This is a genomic window from Streptomyces sp. NPDC127092, assembly GCF_042722475.1.
Classification (GTDB): Bacteria; Actinomycetota; Actinomycetes; order Streptomycetales; family Streptomycetaceae; genus Streptomyces.
On record NZ_JBHXFE010000005.1, the window covers coordinates 1 to 16208 of the forward strand.

The 16208-nt window shown below is 74.6% G+C and carries 12 protein-coding genes; 8 read left to right on the top strand and 4 right to left on the bottom strand.

The genetic code is table 11. The annotated features are described in order from the left end of the window. The 4 genes from ACFWJO_RS05610 to ACFWJO_RS05625 form a co-directional block, all read left to right on the top strand. A partial coding sequence (locus ACFWJO_RS05610; RefSeq protein WP_386863533.1) for an amino acid adenylation domain-containing protein occupies nt 1-3243 on the top strand: 3243 nt, incomplete at its 5' end. Nucleotides 3244-3249: 6 nt separating this feature from the next. Next, a complete protein-coding gene (locus ACFWJO_RS05615) occupies nt 3250-4560 on the top strand; it encodes an MFS transporter (RefSeq protein WP_386863534.1) in 1311 nt (436 codons plus the stop codon). 132 nt (nt 4561-4692) lie between these two features. Next, on the top strand, nt 4693-5592 hold the full coding sequence (gene ddaH / locus ACFWJO_RS05620) for a dimethylargininase (protein WP_386863738.1): 900 nt from the start codon (nt 4693-4695) through the stop codon (nt 5590-5592). A gap of 302 nt (nt 5593-5894) precedes the next feature. After that, the gene (locus ACFWJO_RS05625) at nt 5895-6101 is read left to right on the top strand and encodes a hypothetical protein (protein WP_386863535.1); all 207 of its coding nucleotides are present in this window, start codon (nt 5895-5897) and stop codon (nt 6099-6101) included. Between the two features lie 41 nt (nt 6102-6142). Here the strand turns inward: ACFWJO_RS05625 and ACFWJO_RS05630 are convergent, their stop codons facing one another. Further along, a complete protein-coding gene (locus ACFWJO_RS05630) occupies nt 6143-9334 on the bottom strand; it encodes a BTAD domain-containing putative transcriptional regulator (protein ID WP_386863739.1) in 3192 nt (1063 codons plus the stop codon). Between the two features lie 342 nt (nt 9335-9676). Here ACFWJO_RS05630 and ACFWJO_RS05635 point away from each other — a divergent pair, with 342 nt between their 5' ends. Beyond that, the gene (locus ACFWJO_RS05635; RefSeq protein WP_386863536.1) at nt 9677-10720 is read left to right on the top strand and encodes a hypothetical protein; all 1044 of its coding nucleotides are present in this window, start codon (nt 9677-9679) and stop codon (nt 10718-10720) included. Between the two features lie 34 nt (nt 10721-10754). Here ACFWJO_RS05635 and ACFWJO_RS05640 read toward each other — a convergent pair whose 3' ends face one another. The 3 genes from ACFWJO_RS05640 to htpX all read right to left on the bottom strand — a co-directional run bounded on the left by ACFWJO_RS05640 (nt 10755) and on the right by htpX (nt 13556). After that, nucleotides 10755-11876 carry a lipid II:glycine glycyltransferase FemX gene (locus ACFWJO_RS05640; RefSeq protein ID WP_386863537.1) on the bottom strand — a complete coding sequence of 374 codons (1122 nt, stop codon included), beginning with the start codon at nt 11874-11876 and terminating at the stop codon, nt 10755-10757. Nucleotides 11877-11994: 118 nt separating this feature from the next. Beyond that, nucleotides 11995-12633 (bottom strand): hypothetical protein, encoded by a 639-nt coding sequence (locus ACFWJO_RS05645; RefSeq protein WP_386863538.1) that lies wholly within the window; start codon nt 12631-12633, stop codon nt 11995-11997. A 5-nt stretch (nt 12634-12638) separates the two neighbouring features. Further along, nucleotides 12639-13556, bottom strand: a complete 918-nt coding sequence (htpX, locus tag ACFWJO_RS05650) for a zinc metalloprotease HtpX (protein WP_386863539.1) — start codon at nt 13554-13556, stop codon at nt 12639-12641. A gap of 177 nt (nt 13557-13733) precedes the next feature. Between htpX and ACFWJO_RS05655 the strand changes: the two genes are divergently transcribed. The 3 genes from ACFWJO_RS05655 (at nt 13734) to ACFWJO_RS05665 (ending at nt 15956) form a co-directional block, all read left to right on the top strand. Continuing rightward, on the top strand, nt 13734-14120 hold the full coding sequence (locus tag ACFWJO_RS05655; protein ID WP_386863540.1) for a GNAT family N-acetyltransferase: 387 nt from the start codon (nt 13734-13736) through the stop codon (nt 14118-14120). Between the two features lie 88 nt (nt 14121-14208). Beyond that, complete coding sequence (locus ACFWJO_RS05660; protein WP_386863541.1) at nt 14209-15219, top strand: PfkB family carbohydrate kinase; 1011 nt, start codon at nt 14209-14211, stop codon at nt 15217-15219. A gap of 29 nt (nt 15220-15248) precedes the next feature. Continuing rightward, entirely contained in the window at nt 15249-15956 is a 708-nt protein-coding gene (locus ACFWJO_RS05665) for a ribonuclease H (RefSeq protein WP_386863542.1), read from the top strand. Nucleotides 15957-16208: the final 252 nt, after the last annotated feature.

A 16208-nucleotide genomic window follows, 5' to 3' on the forward strand; every position in this document is an offset into this window, starting at 1 on the left:
GCCCTGGACGACCTGGTCGGCTTCTTCGTCAACACCCTGGTCCTGCGCACCGACACCTCCGGAGACCCCACCTTCGCCGAACTGCTCCACCGGGTCCGCGAGACCCAGCTCGACGCCCACGCCCACCAGGACGTGCCCTTCGAGCGCCTCGTCGAGGAGCTCAACCCGGCCCGTTCGCTGGCCCGCCACCCGCTCTTCCAGGTGATGCTGCTGCTCCAGGGCGGCGGCCAGGGCGACCCGGAAGGGGCGCCGCTCGACCTGGCCGGGCTCGCCGCCACCGTCGAACCGGTCGGCGGGTACGTGGCCAAGTTCGACCTCTCCATCGCCATGGGCGAGTCGTTCGACGCCGCCGGCGCGCCCGCCGGACTCGAGTGCGCGATCGACTTCGCGACCGACCTCTTCGACCGGGAGACCGTCGAGTCCCTGGCGGTCCGCCTCGGCCGCCTGCTCTCGGCCGCGGCCGCCCGTCCCGACCGGCCCGTCGGCCGCATCGACCTCCTCTCCGCCGCCGAACGCGCGCAGCTCGTCGCCAGTGCTGACGCGCTGCCGCCGGAGGTGCCGCTGCTGCCCGCCGTCTTCGAGGCCCAGGCGGCCCGTACCCCGGAGGCGACCGCCCTCGTCGCCGGGGACGTGCGACTGAGCTGGGCCGAACTGAACGACCGTGCGGACCGCCTCGCCGACCGCCTGACGGCTGCGGGCGCCGGACCGGACTCGGTGATCGCCCTGGCCCTGCCGCGCTCCGCGGACACGGTGGTCGCGCTGCTCGCCGTACTCAAGTCCGGTGCCGCCTCGCTCGCGCTGGACGCCGAGTACCCGGCCGACCGCACCGCCGCCATGCTCGCCGACGCGGCGCCCGCCCTGGTCGTCACCGGCGACGGCTGGCCCCTGCCCGAACTGCTCGCCGAACTGCCCGCCCTGACCACCGCACCGGTGGACGACACGGACCCGGCGCCCAGCACCGACCAGACGTACGGCACCGCTTCGACGTACGACACGGACCCGGCGCTGAGCACGGACCCGGCGCCCACCACCGACCCGGCGCCCACCACCGACCCGGCGTCCGGCGCACACCCGGCGGCCGAGGCCGGCCGCCGCTCCGCCGCCGGCGACCCGCCGCACCGCGTCGTCGCCTCCGACGCCGCGTACGTCATCTACACCTCCGGCTCCACCGGCCGGCCGAAGGGCGTGGTGGTGACCCACGGTTCGATCGCCGCGCTGCTGGCCTCGCACCGCTCCGCCACCGGCCCGATCGGCGCCGCCGAGCGGCGCCACGGCCGCCGCCGCGTCGCGCTCACCGCCTCGCTCTGCTTCGACGCCTCCTGGGACGGCCTGCTCTGGCTGGCCTCCGGCCACGAGCTGCACCTCATCGGTGACGAGGTCCGCCGCGACGCCGCCGCCCTCGTCCGGCACGTCCGCGAGCAGTCGGTCGACGTCCTGGAGGTGACCCCGTCCTACGCCGAACAGCTCGTCGACGAGGGCCTGTTGGACGCTCCCACAGCCTCGGGCGCCCCGCGCGTGCTGCTGCTCGGCGGCGAGGCGGTCGGCCAGTCCCTGTGGGACCGGCTGCGCGAGGCACCGGCGACCGTCGCCCACAACCTCTACGGACCCACCGAGTCCACCGTCGACGCGCTCGCCCAGCCCTTCGCCGCCACCGAGCGCCCGGCCCTCGGCCGGACCGCCCTCGGCACCCGCGCCTACGTCCTCGACGAACACCTGAACCCCGTGCCGCCCGGCGTCCCCGGCGAGCTCTACCTGGCCGGCGCGGGCCTCGCCCGCGGCTACCTCGGCCGCGCGGCGCTGACCGCCGAGCGCTTCGTCGCCGACCCGTTCGCACCGGGGGAGCGGATGTACCGCACCGGCGACCTGGTCCGCCGCACCCGCGACGGGAACACCGACTACCTGGGCCGCACCGACCACCAGGTCAAGATCCGCGGCTTCCGGATCGAACTCGGCGAGATCGAGCACGTGCTCACCCGGCACCCGCAGGTCCAGGCCGCCACCGTCACCGTCCACGAGGACGACACCACCGGGCCCCGCCTGGTCGCCCACGTCGTCGCGGACGGACCGCTCGACGGGGCCGAACTGCGGGCCTTCGCCGCCGGGTCGCTGCCGGGCTACATGCTCCCGGCAGCCGTCGTCCGGCTCGACGCGCTGCCGCTGACCGTCAGCGGCAAGGTCGACCGGCGCGCGCTGCCCGCGCCGGACTTCTCCGCCTCGCCCACCGGCCGCGCACCCCGGACGGCGCACGAGGAAGTGCTCTGCGAGCTCTTCGCCGAGGTCCTCGGACTCCCGGACCCGGTCTCCGTCGACGACGGCTTCTTCGACCTCGGCGGCCACTCCCTCCTCGCGATGAAGCTGCTCGGCCGGATCCGCACCGCGCTCGGCGCCGACCTCGGCATACGGGCCCTCTTCGAAGCCCCGACCGTGGCCGCCCTGGCCCGGCGCGTCGACCGGGACCCCTCGGACGCGGCCACCACCGACGCCCGCAGCGCCCTCGACGTGCTCCTCCCGCTGCGCGCCGGTGGCACCAAGGCCCCGCTGTTCTGCGTCCACCCGGCCGCCGGCGTCAGCTGGGTCTACTCCGGACTGCTGCGCCACCTCGCCCCGGACCGTCCGGTCCACGGCCTCCAGGCGCGCGGACTGAGCGGAGCGACCGCACCGTCCTCCGTCTCCGAGATCGCCGAGGACTACGTACGGCAGATCCGCGCCGTCCAGCCGGAAGGCCCGTACCACCTGCTCGGCTGGTCCTTCGGCGGAGTCGTCGCCCAGGCGATGGCCGTCGCCCTCCAGGCCGCCGGCCAGGAGGTCGCCCTGCTCGCCCTGCTCGACGGCCTGCCCGCCGACCCCGCCCGGTACGCCGCCGCCGGCACCCCGTCGCCCGGCGACGACCCGGTCGACACCCTCGCCGAACTGCTCGCCTCGCTGGGCCACGACCCCGCCGGCGCCCGCGGCGCGGCCGACCTCACCGCACTCCTCGGCGAGGCCGCCGGCGTCCTGCCCGACGTGTTCGAGCTGCACCGCAAGCTGATGGCCGAGCACGTGCCGGACCGCTACCGGGGCGACGCCGTCTTCTTCGGCGCCACCCTCGACAAGCCCGCCGACTGGCCCTACGCGGCGGCCTGGGGCCCGTACGTCGAAGGCCGCGTCGAGGAGCACCGCATCCCCTGCACGCACGGCGCCATGACGCGGCCGGAGCCCCTCGCACGGATCGCCGCCGTGCTGGCCGAGAAGCTTGGAGAGTGACCCGCCATGACCACCGCTTCCGTCAGGCCGCCGTCCCCCGGCCCCTCCTCGCCGCCGGCGACGCGACCGCCGCGGAGAAGCCGCTGGGGCCTGTGGGCACAGGGCAACTTCCGCAGGCTCTGGATCGGCGAGACGACCAGCGGCCTCGGCACCGCGGTCGGCAACGTCGCCCTCGCCCTGGTGGCCGTCGTCACCCTGGAGGCCTCGCCGTTCACGGTCGGCCTGCTGACCGCCTCCGCCTGGGTGCCGTGGCTCTTCCTCGGCCTGTTCGCGGGCGCCTGGGTGGACCGCTGGCCCCGGCTGAAGGTGATGCTGGTCTGCGACCTCCTCCTGCTGCTGCTCTTCGGCAGCGTGCCGGTCGCCGCCTGGCTGGGCGTGCTGACCATGGCCCAGCTGGTCGTCGTGGCCCTGCTCGCCGGAGCGGTCAAGGTGTTCCTGTCCACCGCGAACAGCGCCGTACTGCCCGCACTGGTCGCCAAGCAGGACCTGCTGGAGGCCAACGTCAAGCTGCGCTCCGGTGACGCGGCGGCGGAGATCGCGGGACCGGGCCTGGCGGGACTGCTCTCCCAGGCGTTCGGTGCGGTCAGCGGACTGCTCGCCGACGCGATCACCTACCTCGTGGCGGCGGTCTGCGTCGGCTCGCTCAAGGTCGAGGAGAAGCCGCCGGCGGTCTCCGAACGGCGCGGGATCCTGCGCGAGATCGGCGAAGGCGTCCGTTTCCTGGTGCGCGACCCGTACCTGCGCACGCTCGCGAGCTTCGCGGCCGTCGGCAACCTCGGCCTCAACGGCATCCAGGCCGTGCAGACCGTCTTCCTCATCCGCAGCGTGGGCGTCACACCCGGCGGCGTCGGGGCGGTGTTCGCGGTCGTGTCGGTCGGCGGCCTTGCCGGAGCGGCGCTCGCCGGGCGGATCGCCCGCCGCTTCGGCACGGCACGGGGGCTGCTCCTCTGCGAGCTGGCCGGCGCGCCGTTCATCCTCCTGCTGCCGCTGGCGGGAGAGCGCCTGCCGCTGGCGGTGAGCGCCGTCGCCTGGGCCGTCGCGGTCTGCGGAGTGATCGCCGGGAACGTCATCGCCGGCAGCTTCTACCAGGCGTACTGCCCGCCCGCGATGATCGGACGGATCCGGGCCAGCGCCTCGACCGTCAACTTCAGCGCGATCCCGCTGGGAGCCCTGCTCGGCGGCTGGCTCGGCGAGGTGCTCGGCGCCCGCACCACCATCTGGATCATGGCGAGCGTGCTGCTCTCCGCCGGCATGGTGCTCCTCGCCAGCCCGCTGCGCGCGATGCGCAGCTTCCCCGAACGCCCGGCGGAGTCCTGACGCACCCGGCCTCCGTCCGGCGGAGCACGGCCCGGTCCGGGTTGCCGATCCGCCGGACGGATCCCGGCCGCCGCCCGGTGTTTCCCGGCGCCACCCGCAGCCCCACCCCTCGTCTTCACCCGCGGCGACCAGATTCGTCCCCCGGATCCGCGCTCGTCCGCGAACCACCACCCTCACCCTCGACCTCACCTTCACCCTTCCACCCCTACGGAGCCTCCCGTGACCCGCATCGCCCGTCCGCGCCGCTTCCTGATGTGCCGTCCGACCCACTTCGAGGTCAGCTACGCGATCAACCCGTGGATGGACCCGGCCAAGCCGGTCGACACCGACCTCGCCGTCCTCCAGTGGGAGCGGCTGTACGAGCTGTACGCCGACCTCGGGCACCGCGTCGACCTGATCGACCCGCTGCCCGGGCTTCCCGACATGGTCTACGCGGCGAACGGCGCGACCGTGGTCGACGGCAGGGTGCTCGGCGCCCGGTTCCGCAACGCCGAGCGGGCCGCCGAGGGCCCCGCCTACCTGGAGTGGTTCCGGGCCAACGGCTTCGTCACCCACGACCCGGTGCACGTCAACGAGGGCGAGGGCGACCTGCTCCTCACCGGCAGCTACCTGCTGGCCGGGCGCGGCTTCCGGAGCGTCTCCGCCGGGCACGCGGAGGCCCAGGAGTTCCTCGGCCGCCCGGTGATCGGTCTCGACCTGGTGGACCCGCGCTTCTACCACCTGGACACGGCGCTCAGCGTGCTCGACACCGACGAGGTCATGTACTACCCGGGCGCGTTCTCGGCGGGCAGCCGCGCGGTGCTGCGCCGGCTCTTCCCGGACGCGGTGCTGGTGGAGGAGGCGGACGCGGAGGTGTTCGGGCTCAACGTCATGAGCGACGGTCTGAACGTGGTGCTGCCGGAGGCCGCGACCGGGGTGGCGGCCAGGCTCAGCGAGCGGGGGTTCCGGCCGGTCGGGGCGGACCTCTCCGAGCTGTTCAAGGGCGGCGGCAGCGTGAAGTGCTGCACGCTCGAGATCCGCGAGGCGGTCTGATCCCGTTCGACACCGGCGGTCACCGCCCCGGTCGACACCGGCGGTCGACACCCGCGGTGGACACGCGCAGTCGACGCGCGCAGTCGACACCCGCGTTCGCCACCCCCGGTCAACGCCCCCGGTCAACGCCCCCGATCAACGCCCCGATCAACGCCCCGATCAACGAGGCCGATCGACGTACGGTGCTCGTACGTCGATCGGCCGTTGAACGTGCCTTGCCATGCTGATCCCATCAGCCCGGAGCACTCCGGAAGCCCCGCAAAAACCCCTTCCCATCAGGGAAGACGTCCTAGGGAGCAGTCATGGCCAAGCGTGCGAACACCCTCGGTGCCACCCGGATCCGCCTGGCCCTCGGGGCCCTCGGCCTCGGCGCGGTGATCGCCCTCGGCGCCACCGGTACGGCGATGGCCGACGGTCCCGCCGCGACCGGCACGTCCACCACCCAGCCGGCCCCGGCCCCGACCCCCACCCCGACCGACGACACGGACTGGAACAGCACCGGTTCCTGAACGACGGCCGTACCACCGAGCAGTACCGTTTCTCCACAGACTCAGGGATCGACCAGGGCGAACGCCGGCTCCTGGAGCAGCCCGGCCACCTCCGCGGCCTCCGGAAGTCCCAGCCGGCAGAAGATCTCGTACGCCTGCCGCAACCGCGCCCCCGCCTCGGCCCCGCGCCCGAGGTCCGCCAGCGAGCGGCCCAGCACCACCAGCGCCTGGGCCTGGTCCCGTTCCGCCCCCAGCTCCTCGCAGAGCACCAGCGCCTGACCGGCGTGGTCGAGGGCCTCGTCGGCCCGGCCGAGCGAGCGGAGACTGTCCGCCAGCCGGTAGCGCGCGTGCGCGGCCCGGTCCCGCAGACCGGCTCCCGTCGCCACCGTCAGACACTCGCCGAACCAGGTCACCGCCTCCTCGTGCCGCCCGAGTCCGTGCAGCGCCAGGCCGAGGACGTACAGCGTGTACGCCCGACCCGGATCGTCCTGCCGGGTCCGCAGCTCCGCGAGCACCTCGTGGCAGATCTCCACCGCCTCCGCCGCCCGACCGCTGCGGACGCGCGCCAGCGCGGCGTTCACGGTCGTCACCAGGGCACCGGACCGGTGCCCCAGTTCGTTCGCGAGCAGCAGCGCCTCGTCGTAGTGGTTCACCGCCTCGTCGAAGCGGCTGAGGAACTGGCAGATCAGCCCGAGGTCGTTGAGTGCCTGCCGCAGGATCACCGTGTCGCCGGCCGTCCGCGCCGCGTCCACCGCCTGCCGGGCCGCCGCCTCCGCCGCGTCGAGGCGGGTCGCCGCCAGGGCGACGTTCCCACGCAGGAAATGGGCCCGTCCGGCGGCCCGCACGTCGCCGTGCCGCGTCGCGGCCTCCGCCAGCGCGTCGGCGGTGGTGGCGAGTTGCCGGCTCGGCGGGGTCAGGACGAACGGGGTCAGCGCGATCAGCAGGTCGATCGCCGCACGCAGGGCGGTGCACCCGACACCTCCCGGCGTGCCCGCCGCCGTGACCGCCGGAGTTCCCGCGCCCGCGTCCGCGGCGACCTGGGCCGCGAGCGCCGCCGCGCCCGCCCGCTCCGCCACGACCCACTCGCGCGCGGCGGCCCACCCGGCCAGCGGTACGCCGGGGGAGCGGGCCGGACCCAGCGCGCCCGCCGCCGGATCGCCCGGAACCGCGTGCTGGAACGCGGTGCAGGCGGTGGCGAGCAGGTGGTCGAGGAGCCGGTCCCGGGCCGCCACCGCCTCCCCGCCCGCCGGTGCGTCGCCCGCCGGGGCAGCGCCTCCCTCTTCCGCCGGGCGCCGCCGGGCGAACGCCCGCAGCAGGTCGTGGTACCGGTACCGCCCCGGGAAGGGCGACTCCACCATCGCCACGTCCACCAGCGCCTCCAGCAGGTCCTCGGCGTCGTACTCGTCGAGGTCGAGCAGCGCCGCCGCGGCCGGCAGCCCGATGTCGGGCCCGTCCACCGAGGCGACCAGACGGAACGCCCGCGCCTGGTCCGCGGTCAGCTGGCGGTAGCTCAGTTCGAAGGCGGCGGCGACCGCGAGGTCACCGATCCGCAGCTCGTCGATCCGCCGCCGCTCCACGTGCAGCCGGCGGCTCAGCGTCTCCACCGTCCAGCCCGGCCGGGCCGCGAGCCGGGCGGCCACGATGCGGACCGCCAGCGGCAGATACCCGCAGGCCACCACGAGGTCGAGCGCCGCCTCCCGCTCGGCGGCCAACCGCTCCTCGCCGATGGTGCGGCCGAGCAGGGCCAGTGCCTCCGAGGGCTGGAACACGTCGAGGTCGACCTGCACCGTGGCCGGCAGCCCGGCCGGGCGGGTGCGCCCGGTGGTGAGGACCGCGCAGCCGACCGAACCCGGGAGCAGCGGCCGGACCTGCGCCGCGTCCTTGGCGTTGTCCAGCACCAGCAGCAGCCGCCGCCCGTCCACCACGGACCGGAACAGCGCCGAACGCGCGTCGAGACCGTCCGGCACCGCGTCGCCCGACACCCCGAGCGCCACGAGGAACCCGCTGAGCACCGCCTCCGGATCGGCCGGTACGGGATCGGAGCCGCGCAGGTCCACGTACAGCTGGCCGTCCGGATAGGACTCCCGCACCCGGTGTGCCACGTGCAGCGCGAGTGCCGTCTTGCCGACGCCGCCCATGCCGACCACGGTGGCGATCACCAGGGCCTGCGCGGACGGCGCACCGAGCGCCTCGTGCAGGACCCGGACGGGTGCCGTCCGACCGGTGAAGTCCGCCGCGTCCGGCGGCAGTTGGGCCGGCCGTGGCGGCGCGGCGGCCGGCCTGCCGGCCGGCGCCTCCCGGCCGCCCTGCTCGCTCCGGCCGTCCCTCCGCCGCCCGCCGTCCGTTTCCTCCCGGTGGCCGCCCGGTTCGTCCGCCCGGGAACCGGCCGTGTCCGGGGAAGCCACCTCGCCGGTGCCGCCCCGGACGACGCCCGTGTCCTTCTGCCCCTCGGCCTCCGCCGAAGCTCCCGCATCCGTTCCCGCCGCCGGCACCGGCCCCTGGCTCACCGCCGTCGCCCCGGCCACCGGGGCCGGCTCCGGCGCGGCCAGCGCCGGATCGCCCTCCAGGATCCTGCGGTGCAGCTGGTCGAGCTCCGCGCCGGGCGCGACGCCCAGCTCCGCGAGGAACAGCTGCCGCGCCCCGCGGTAGACCGCCAGCGCGTCCGCCTGCCGCCCGGCCTGGTACAGCGCCCGCATCAGCAGCCCGTACGCCCGCTCGTGCAGCGGGTGTTCGGTGGTGAGCGCGGTCAGCTCGGGGATGCACCGCGAGTGGCGGCCGAGGGCCAGGTCGAGCCCGATCCGTTCCTCCAGGAGGGTCAGCCGCAGCTCCTCGAGGCGCTGCCGGTGCCGCTCCGCGAACGGTCCGGGGATGCCGGTCAGCGGTTCGCCCTGCCACAGCTCCAGCGCCTGGTTCAGCAGGTCGCGGGCGCGCAGCGGGTCGGTGCGCGCGGTGCGCTCCGCCTCGGCGGCCAGTGACTCCGCCTGCGCCGCGTCGACGGCGAGCTTCGGCAGCACCAGCCGGTAGCCGTCGCCCATCGACACCAGCACGCTCGACGCCTGCCGGCCGCCGTGGCCGGATCTCGCCCCCTCCTCTTCCCCTCCCGGGTCACCCGCGTCCAGCATCTTGCGCCATCGCCACGCGTACGTGCGCACCGTCGTCATCGCCGCGCTCGGCGGTTCCTCGCCCCACAGCGCGGCGATCAGGTCGGTGGCGCTCGCCGAGTACCCCGGCCGCAGCAGGAGAACGGCCAGCATCGCCTGCTGCTGCGGACTTCCCACCTTGAGCGGAGTCACCCCGCGGTGAGCCCGCATCAGACCGAGTAACGAGAAACGGAGATCGCCCATATCCTGCCCCCACCCGCCCCAGACCGTGGCCGCCCCGTTCGGCGCACATGTCAGCCTTTGTGTGACCTTTTTAACCACAGCGTCGCACTCGGTGTCGAGAGCCTGTCGGGTCTGTTGAGTCTGTGGTGATCAGGCGTTGAACCCCGCCGGTCAGAATCGTCGTGCCGCGGGCCCGCCGGAGACGGAACGGCACCGCCCGCCCGCCCCCTCGGCCGCCGGTGGCGCCGGGCCTGACCATACATTCGGAGGCGGATGTCCGTGAACACCGCATTGCTGTACCGGCTGCTCGACACCGACCCGGCGGACGGGCCCGCCGAACTGCTCCACCGCGCCCGGGCCGGCCGTCACCTGCCCCACCTGGTGCTGTCCGCCCTGGCCCGCGACGGCGTACGGATGGGCGAGCCGGCCCGTGCCGAACTCCGCCGCGCCCGCGACCGCGCCGCCCACTACGCCCGCCTCGCGGCCGAACTCGCCCGGTCCACCGGCGTCCGCGCCATCCGGGGCCTGCCGCTCGCCGGCTACTACCCGGCCGGGCTCCTCCGGCCGCTGGGCACCCTCGACCTCGTCGCCCCCGACCAGGCCGCCCTGTGGCAGGCCGTGATCCGGCTGGTCACCGACCACCCGGTGGAGCACATCGACGTGTCCCTGCTTGGCGACCGGCCCCACCACACGGCCGTCACCGTCCACTGGCCGGCCGAGGACCCGCTGGCCGACCCCTGGTACCGCGTCCACCTCACCACCGCGGCCCTGCCCGGCGACGGCGCGACCGTCCCCGTCCGGCCCTACCTCGTCGCCGACCAGCACGTCGAGTGCCTCATCGCCCTCGCCGAGACCCGCCTGCGGAAGCCGGCCCGGACACCCGGTCCCGTCACCGTCCTCGACGTCGCCGGCCTCACCGGCCAGCCCTTCGAACCCGCCGAGACCGCCGCCGTCCTGGCCGCCTACCGCCTGGCCCCCGAGGCCGCCACCCTCCTCGACCACGCCGCCGGCCATCTGCCGCTCGGAGCGCTGGCCGCCGTCCGCGCCGCGCTCACCCCCGAGCTCGGCCCCGAACGACGCCGCCGCGCCGAGGCCACCACCCGACGCCTCGCGACCCGCCACGGCACCCTCCTGCGCCGTACCGTCATCCGCCACACCTGGGACGAGTCCCGTCTGCTCACCCCGGCGCCCGACACGCCCCTGCTCCTCACCCCCGTGGCCGACTACCTCCTCACGCCGACCCCCGTCACACCCGTCACCCCGACCCTCCGCACCGCGGCCCTCCGGGCCCTCCACGAGTGGGACACCGCGTGCTGAGGCGCACGGTCGCGGCCCACCGTCCGCCGGAGCGCTAACGGCGGGACAGGTACAGGCCGAGGGCCTTGTGCAGGAGCCGGTTCAGCGGGAAGTCCCACTCGCCGAGGTACTCGACGGCCCGGCCGCCCGTGCCGGCCTTGAAACGGAGCAGGCCCAGCAGGTGGTCGCCCTCGTCCAGGATGTCGGTGATGCCTCGCAAGTCGTAGACGGCCGCGCCCCGTTCGTGGGCGTCGCACATCATCCGCCACTGGATGGCGTTGTTCGGCTGGACCTCCCGCCTGCGGCCGGTGGAGGCGCCGTACGAGTACCAGACGTGCTCGCCGACGGTCAGCATCGTCGCGGCCGCGAGCACCTCCCCCTCGTGGTGGGCCAGGTAGAGCCGCATGCGGTCGGGGTGCTCGGAGGTCAGCGCCGTCCACATGCGCTCGAAGTACGCCAGGGGGCGCGGGACGAAGCGGTCGCGCTCGGCGGTCTCGACGTAGAGCCGGTGGAAGTCCCGCAGATCCTCGTAGCCGCCCTGGACGACCTTGACGCCGGCCTTCTCCGCCTTCTTGATGTTGCGGCGCCACTGCTGGCTGAAGTCCCCCCGGACCTCCTCCAACGTGCGGCCGGCCAAGGGCACCTCGAACACGTAGCGGGGCTGGCCGGCCGTGAAGCCGTCCTCGCCACCGGGCTCGCTCTGCTGCCAGCCCATGTGCCGCAGCCGGTCGGCGACGCCGACGGCACGCGGCTCCTGCTCCGTGGCCGTCACGTCCCGCAGCCGCCGGGCCGCCGGGTCCGCGATCGCCTCCTTGACCGCCTCGGCGCTCCAGCGCCGCACCACCACGGGCGGACCCATCTTCACCGAGAAGGCACCCCGGCCCTTCAGATACGCCAGCATCGGCCGCAGCCACTGCGCCAGATCGGCCGAGTCCCAGTCGATGACCGGACCCTCGGGCAGGTAGGCCAGATACCGCCGCAGCTTCGGCAGCGGACGCAGCAGCACCAGTCCGGCGCCGGCCAGCTGCCCGCCCTCGTCGAACCAGCCGAGGCTCTCCGCCCGCCAGTCCGGTTTCACGTCCGCCCAGGACGGGACCTGCATATGGCTCACCGACGGGCGGGCCGCGACGAAGGCCAGATGCTCCGCACGGCTGATGGGGCGCAATCGGTAGGTCATGCGGGGTGTTCCTCTGCTGAGCTCGGAAGCGGCGGTCGCTGCCGAGGACGCCCCCGCGGACCGCTCCGGTTCCGTCGGCGCTGGTCAGAGGACCTTTCCGGGCCCGTGAAGGGAGCCGTCAGCCCGCCCCGCCGGCACCGCCGCGGCCCGCGCCCTCGGGTCCCGCCCCGCCGAGCCCCGGCGCGCCCCAGACCGGGAACCAGCGCTCCAGATCGGACTCCATCGCGAGGTCACCCGCCAGCAGCCCTCTGACCTGGAGCTCCAGGGCGTTGTCGCGGGCCTCGGTGCCGTCCGCCCGGGGCGCGAAGGGGTAGAAGGTCCCGCGCTTGTAGAGGTAGACGAGCGCGAGGTCGTGGGCGGCGCCCGGCGCGCGGAACCCCGTGAGCGAGCAGAGTAGGTGCGGGCCGAAACCGGCCTCCTGGAGCAGGGTGTTCACCGCGTGCAGGTCGTTCACGAGCGTGACCAGGTCGTCGGCGGGGCGCCGGGCGGAGAGCCAGGTGTAGCCGTACGCGTCACGGCTGAACGCCACAGGAGCGGCCCCCGCCTTCTCGTCGACGTCGAGCAGTTCCCGCACCTCCTCCTTCAGCCGGGTGAAGGCACCGCCCTCGACCCCGGCGAAGCACACGGATCCCGCGCCGGTCGGCGCGTACCCGGTGCCGGCCTGCAGGGTCAGGGCCGCGGCCGGCAGCGCGAACAGCCGGTCGAGGTCGGGACGCACCGGCCTGCTGCGCCCGAGGATGGCGTCGAGGAGGCCCACCGCGCTCAGACCTCGCCGAGTCGTGCCGAGATCCGGGAAAGCTGGTCGAGCCGCTGCTCCAGGGTGGGGTGGGAGGAGAGCAGCCGGCCCAGGCTCTCCTTCGAGGAGAAGGCCGGTGCGAACCAGAAGGCGTTGTACGGCTCGGCCTTCCGCAGGTCCCGGGTGGGGATCCGGGCCATCTCACCGCTGACCTTGGTCAGCGCCGAGGCCAGCGCCGACGGCCGGCCGGTGAGCAGCGCGGCGGCCCGGTCGGCGGCCAGCTCGCGATAGCGGGAGAGAATCCGGGTGAGGAGGAAGCTGAGCACGTAGACGGCGCCGCTGACGACGGGCACGAGGATCAGGGCGGCGGCCGCGTTGCTGTCACGGCTGCGCCCCAGACCGCTGTAGAGCGCGACGCGGGTCATCATCCCGGCCAGGACGCCGAGGAACGAGGCGATGGTCATCACCGCGACGTCGCGGTGGGCCACGTGGGACATCTCGTGGGCGAGCACGCCCTCCAGCTCCTCCGGTTCCAGCCGCCGCAGAAGTCCGGTCGTGACGCAGACCAGGGCGGTCTTCTCGCCGCGGCCGGTGGCGAAGGCGTTGGGCACGTCGCTGTCGGCGATCGCGACCTTCGGCTTGGGCATGTCGGCGAGCGCGCAGATCCGGTCGACGGTGCCGTGCAGCTCGGGCGCCTGCTCCCGGCTGACCTCGCGCGCACCCATGCCCAGCGCCGCGATCCGGTCGCTGAACCAGAACTGCCCGACGAACAGGCCGCCCGCGACGAGCAGGACGATCGGCCAGGATCCGCGCAGCAGCACCAGCAGGACGCCGACGAAGACCACGTACAGCAGCCCGATCAGGAACATGGTCGTCGTCATGCGGGCCGTGAGCCCCCGGTCCGGGGCGTAGCGCGACCGCGTCAGCGAGCGGCTTCTGCGCATCAGGGGCACCTCTTCCCTCGCCGGTCTTCCCGCCCCTCCTGCCAGTGTGCTCCCGGCGCGCCGGGACCGGGGGACGGGGTGCGCGGCTGCTGCGATACTGACCGGATTCGGCGAGGCCGGGACCGACACGGGTCTTCGGACGCCGTCGCCACCGCAGCCCCGACCGGAAGGCCCGTCATGACCGAGCAGACCGAGCAGACCGCGCACGTGGAGCAGGCGGAGGGCGCCGGGCAGCCGGCCGCGCCGGTCGTCCGGCGCGTCGACGCACGCCACCGCTACGAGATCCTGGTCGCCGAGGAGCGCGCCGGCCTCACCGCGTACCGCGACCGGGGCGACCGGCGGGTCTTCTTCCACACCGAGATCGACGACGCCTACGCGGGACAGGGCCTCGCCTCGATCCTGGTCGAGCAGGCGCTGAACGACGTCCGCGCCACCGGCATGCGGATCGTCCCGGTCTGCCCGTACGTCGCCAAGTTCCTGAAGAAGCACGAGGAGTTCGCGGACATCACCGACGCGGTGACGCCGGAGGTCCTGCAGTGGCTGGACGGCGAACTGGGCCGCTGACCCGGCCCGCTCCTCTCGCCGCCCGCCCTTGCGGAAAATTCTTGCAAGATCTTGCGGGGTGCCTTGGGGCGCTGTTTGACTGCCCGGCATGAGCACCGACACCGCCACGGCCGGCGACCCCGCCCCCACCGCCTCCGCCCCGGTCCTCGACGCCGGCTCCGCCACCCCCACCGACACCGACATCGACGTCCTCGTCCTCGGCGGAGCCGGCGTCGACACCATCGTCTACGTCCCCGAGCTGCCCCTGCCGCTCGCCGACAGCCACATGATCGGCACCGGGATCGTGACCCGGGCCGGGCAGACCGGGGACTTCGTCGCCCTCGGCCTGCACCGGCTCGGGAGGCGCGTCCACCACCTCGACATGCTCGGCGCGGACCCCGAGGGCGACCTGGTCCGCGCCTTCCACCGCGAACAGGGCATCCCCTTCACCGAGGTGCGGCAGGCCACGGGAACGAAGCGCGCGGTCAACCTCGTCGGACCCGACGGGCGCCGGCTCTCCCTCTACGACGCCACCCGCGGCCACGACGACGACCGGCTCCCTCCGGACACCGTGCGCGCCCTCGCCGCCCGTAGCCGGCACGTCCACGTCTCGCTCACCCAGCCCTGCGCGCACACCCTGCCCGAGCTGCGCGCCGCCGGCGTGACGGTCTCGACCGATCTGCACGACTGGGACGGCGAGGCGGCCTATCACCGGTCCTTCGCGCTCGGCGCCGACCTCGTCTTCGTCTCCGCCGCCGCCCTCGACGACCCCGCCCGCACCCTGCGCGACATCCTCGCCGGCGGCCGGGCCTCCGTGGCCGTCGCCACCGCCGGTGCCGCCGGCGCCCACCTGCTCACCCGCGCCGACGACGAGCCCGTCCACGTGCCCGCCGTCGCCCCGGCCGCCCCGGTCGTCGACAGCAACGGTGCCGGCGACGCCTTCGCCGCCGGGTTCCTCCACGCCTGGCTCGCCGGCGCACCCGCCCGGACCTGCGCCCTGTACGGAAGCGTGGCCGGGGCGTACGCCTGCACCGTGCCCTCGACCCGTGCCGAGGCCATCGGCAGGGACGTGCTCGAGGCCGAGGTGGCGCGGCTCGGAGCCGTGCGGGGTGGTCCGTGACCGGTCCCGGCGCATGTCAGGATCGAAGGATGACAGAGAAGATCATCGCGGCGTGCGACGGCGCGTCCAAGGGGAACCCCGGGCCGGCCGCCTGGGCCTGGGTCATCGGGACCGAGGCGGGCGAGATCGCCCACTGGGAGGCCGGGCCGCTCGGCACCGCGACCAACAACGTGGCCGAACTCACGGCCCTCCTCCGCCTCTTGGAGCGCCTGGACCCCGCCGTGCCCGCCGAGGTGCGGATGGACTCGCAGTACGCGATGAAGGCCGTCACCACCTGGCTGCCGGGCTGGCGCCGCAAGGGCTGGAAGACGTCGGCCGGCACGCCCGTCGCCAACAAGGAGCTGGTGGTGCGCATCGACGAACTGCTCGCCGACCGGCGCGTGGAGTTCGTCTACACCCCCGCCCACCAGGTCGACGGCGACCCGCTGAACGACGCCGCCGACCGCGCGGCCAGCCACACCGCCCGCAGCCAGCAGCCCGCCGGCTCCGCCGCGGGTTCCCCGCTGCCCCCGCCGGAGCCCGCCTCCGCCCGCCCCGCCGCCGCCAAGCGGCCCCGCAAGGCGACCGGCGCCTCCCGCCCCGCGCGCGCCGGGGCGCGCTCCGGTTCCACCGCTCCCTCGCTCAAGGCCAGGTTCCCCGGGCGCTGCCGCTGCGGACAGCCGTATGGCAAGGGCGAGACCATCACCAAGAACCCCGACGGCTGGGGCCACCCGGCCTGCGCGGAAGCCGCTTCCTAGAGCCTTGCCCGGGCCTCTCCGGGCCCTGCGCCGGGAACCCTCGGCGGGGGCGGCGGAAAGGCCCTGGCCGGGGCCCTTCCGGGCCCTGCTGGGCCGAACGGGGGATGGGGTAAACCGGACATTCACTCAGCTGTGCGCGCGGGTTCGTGTGGGGTTCTGTTCTCGGGGCCGTCGGGGCTGCATACTGTTCCTCCCGCCACCGATGGCGAACCGTTTCACTTGCCCTTTTCCCCTTGGGCGAAGCGGTCGGCA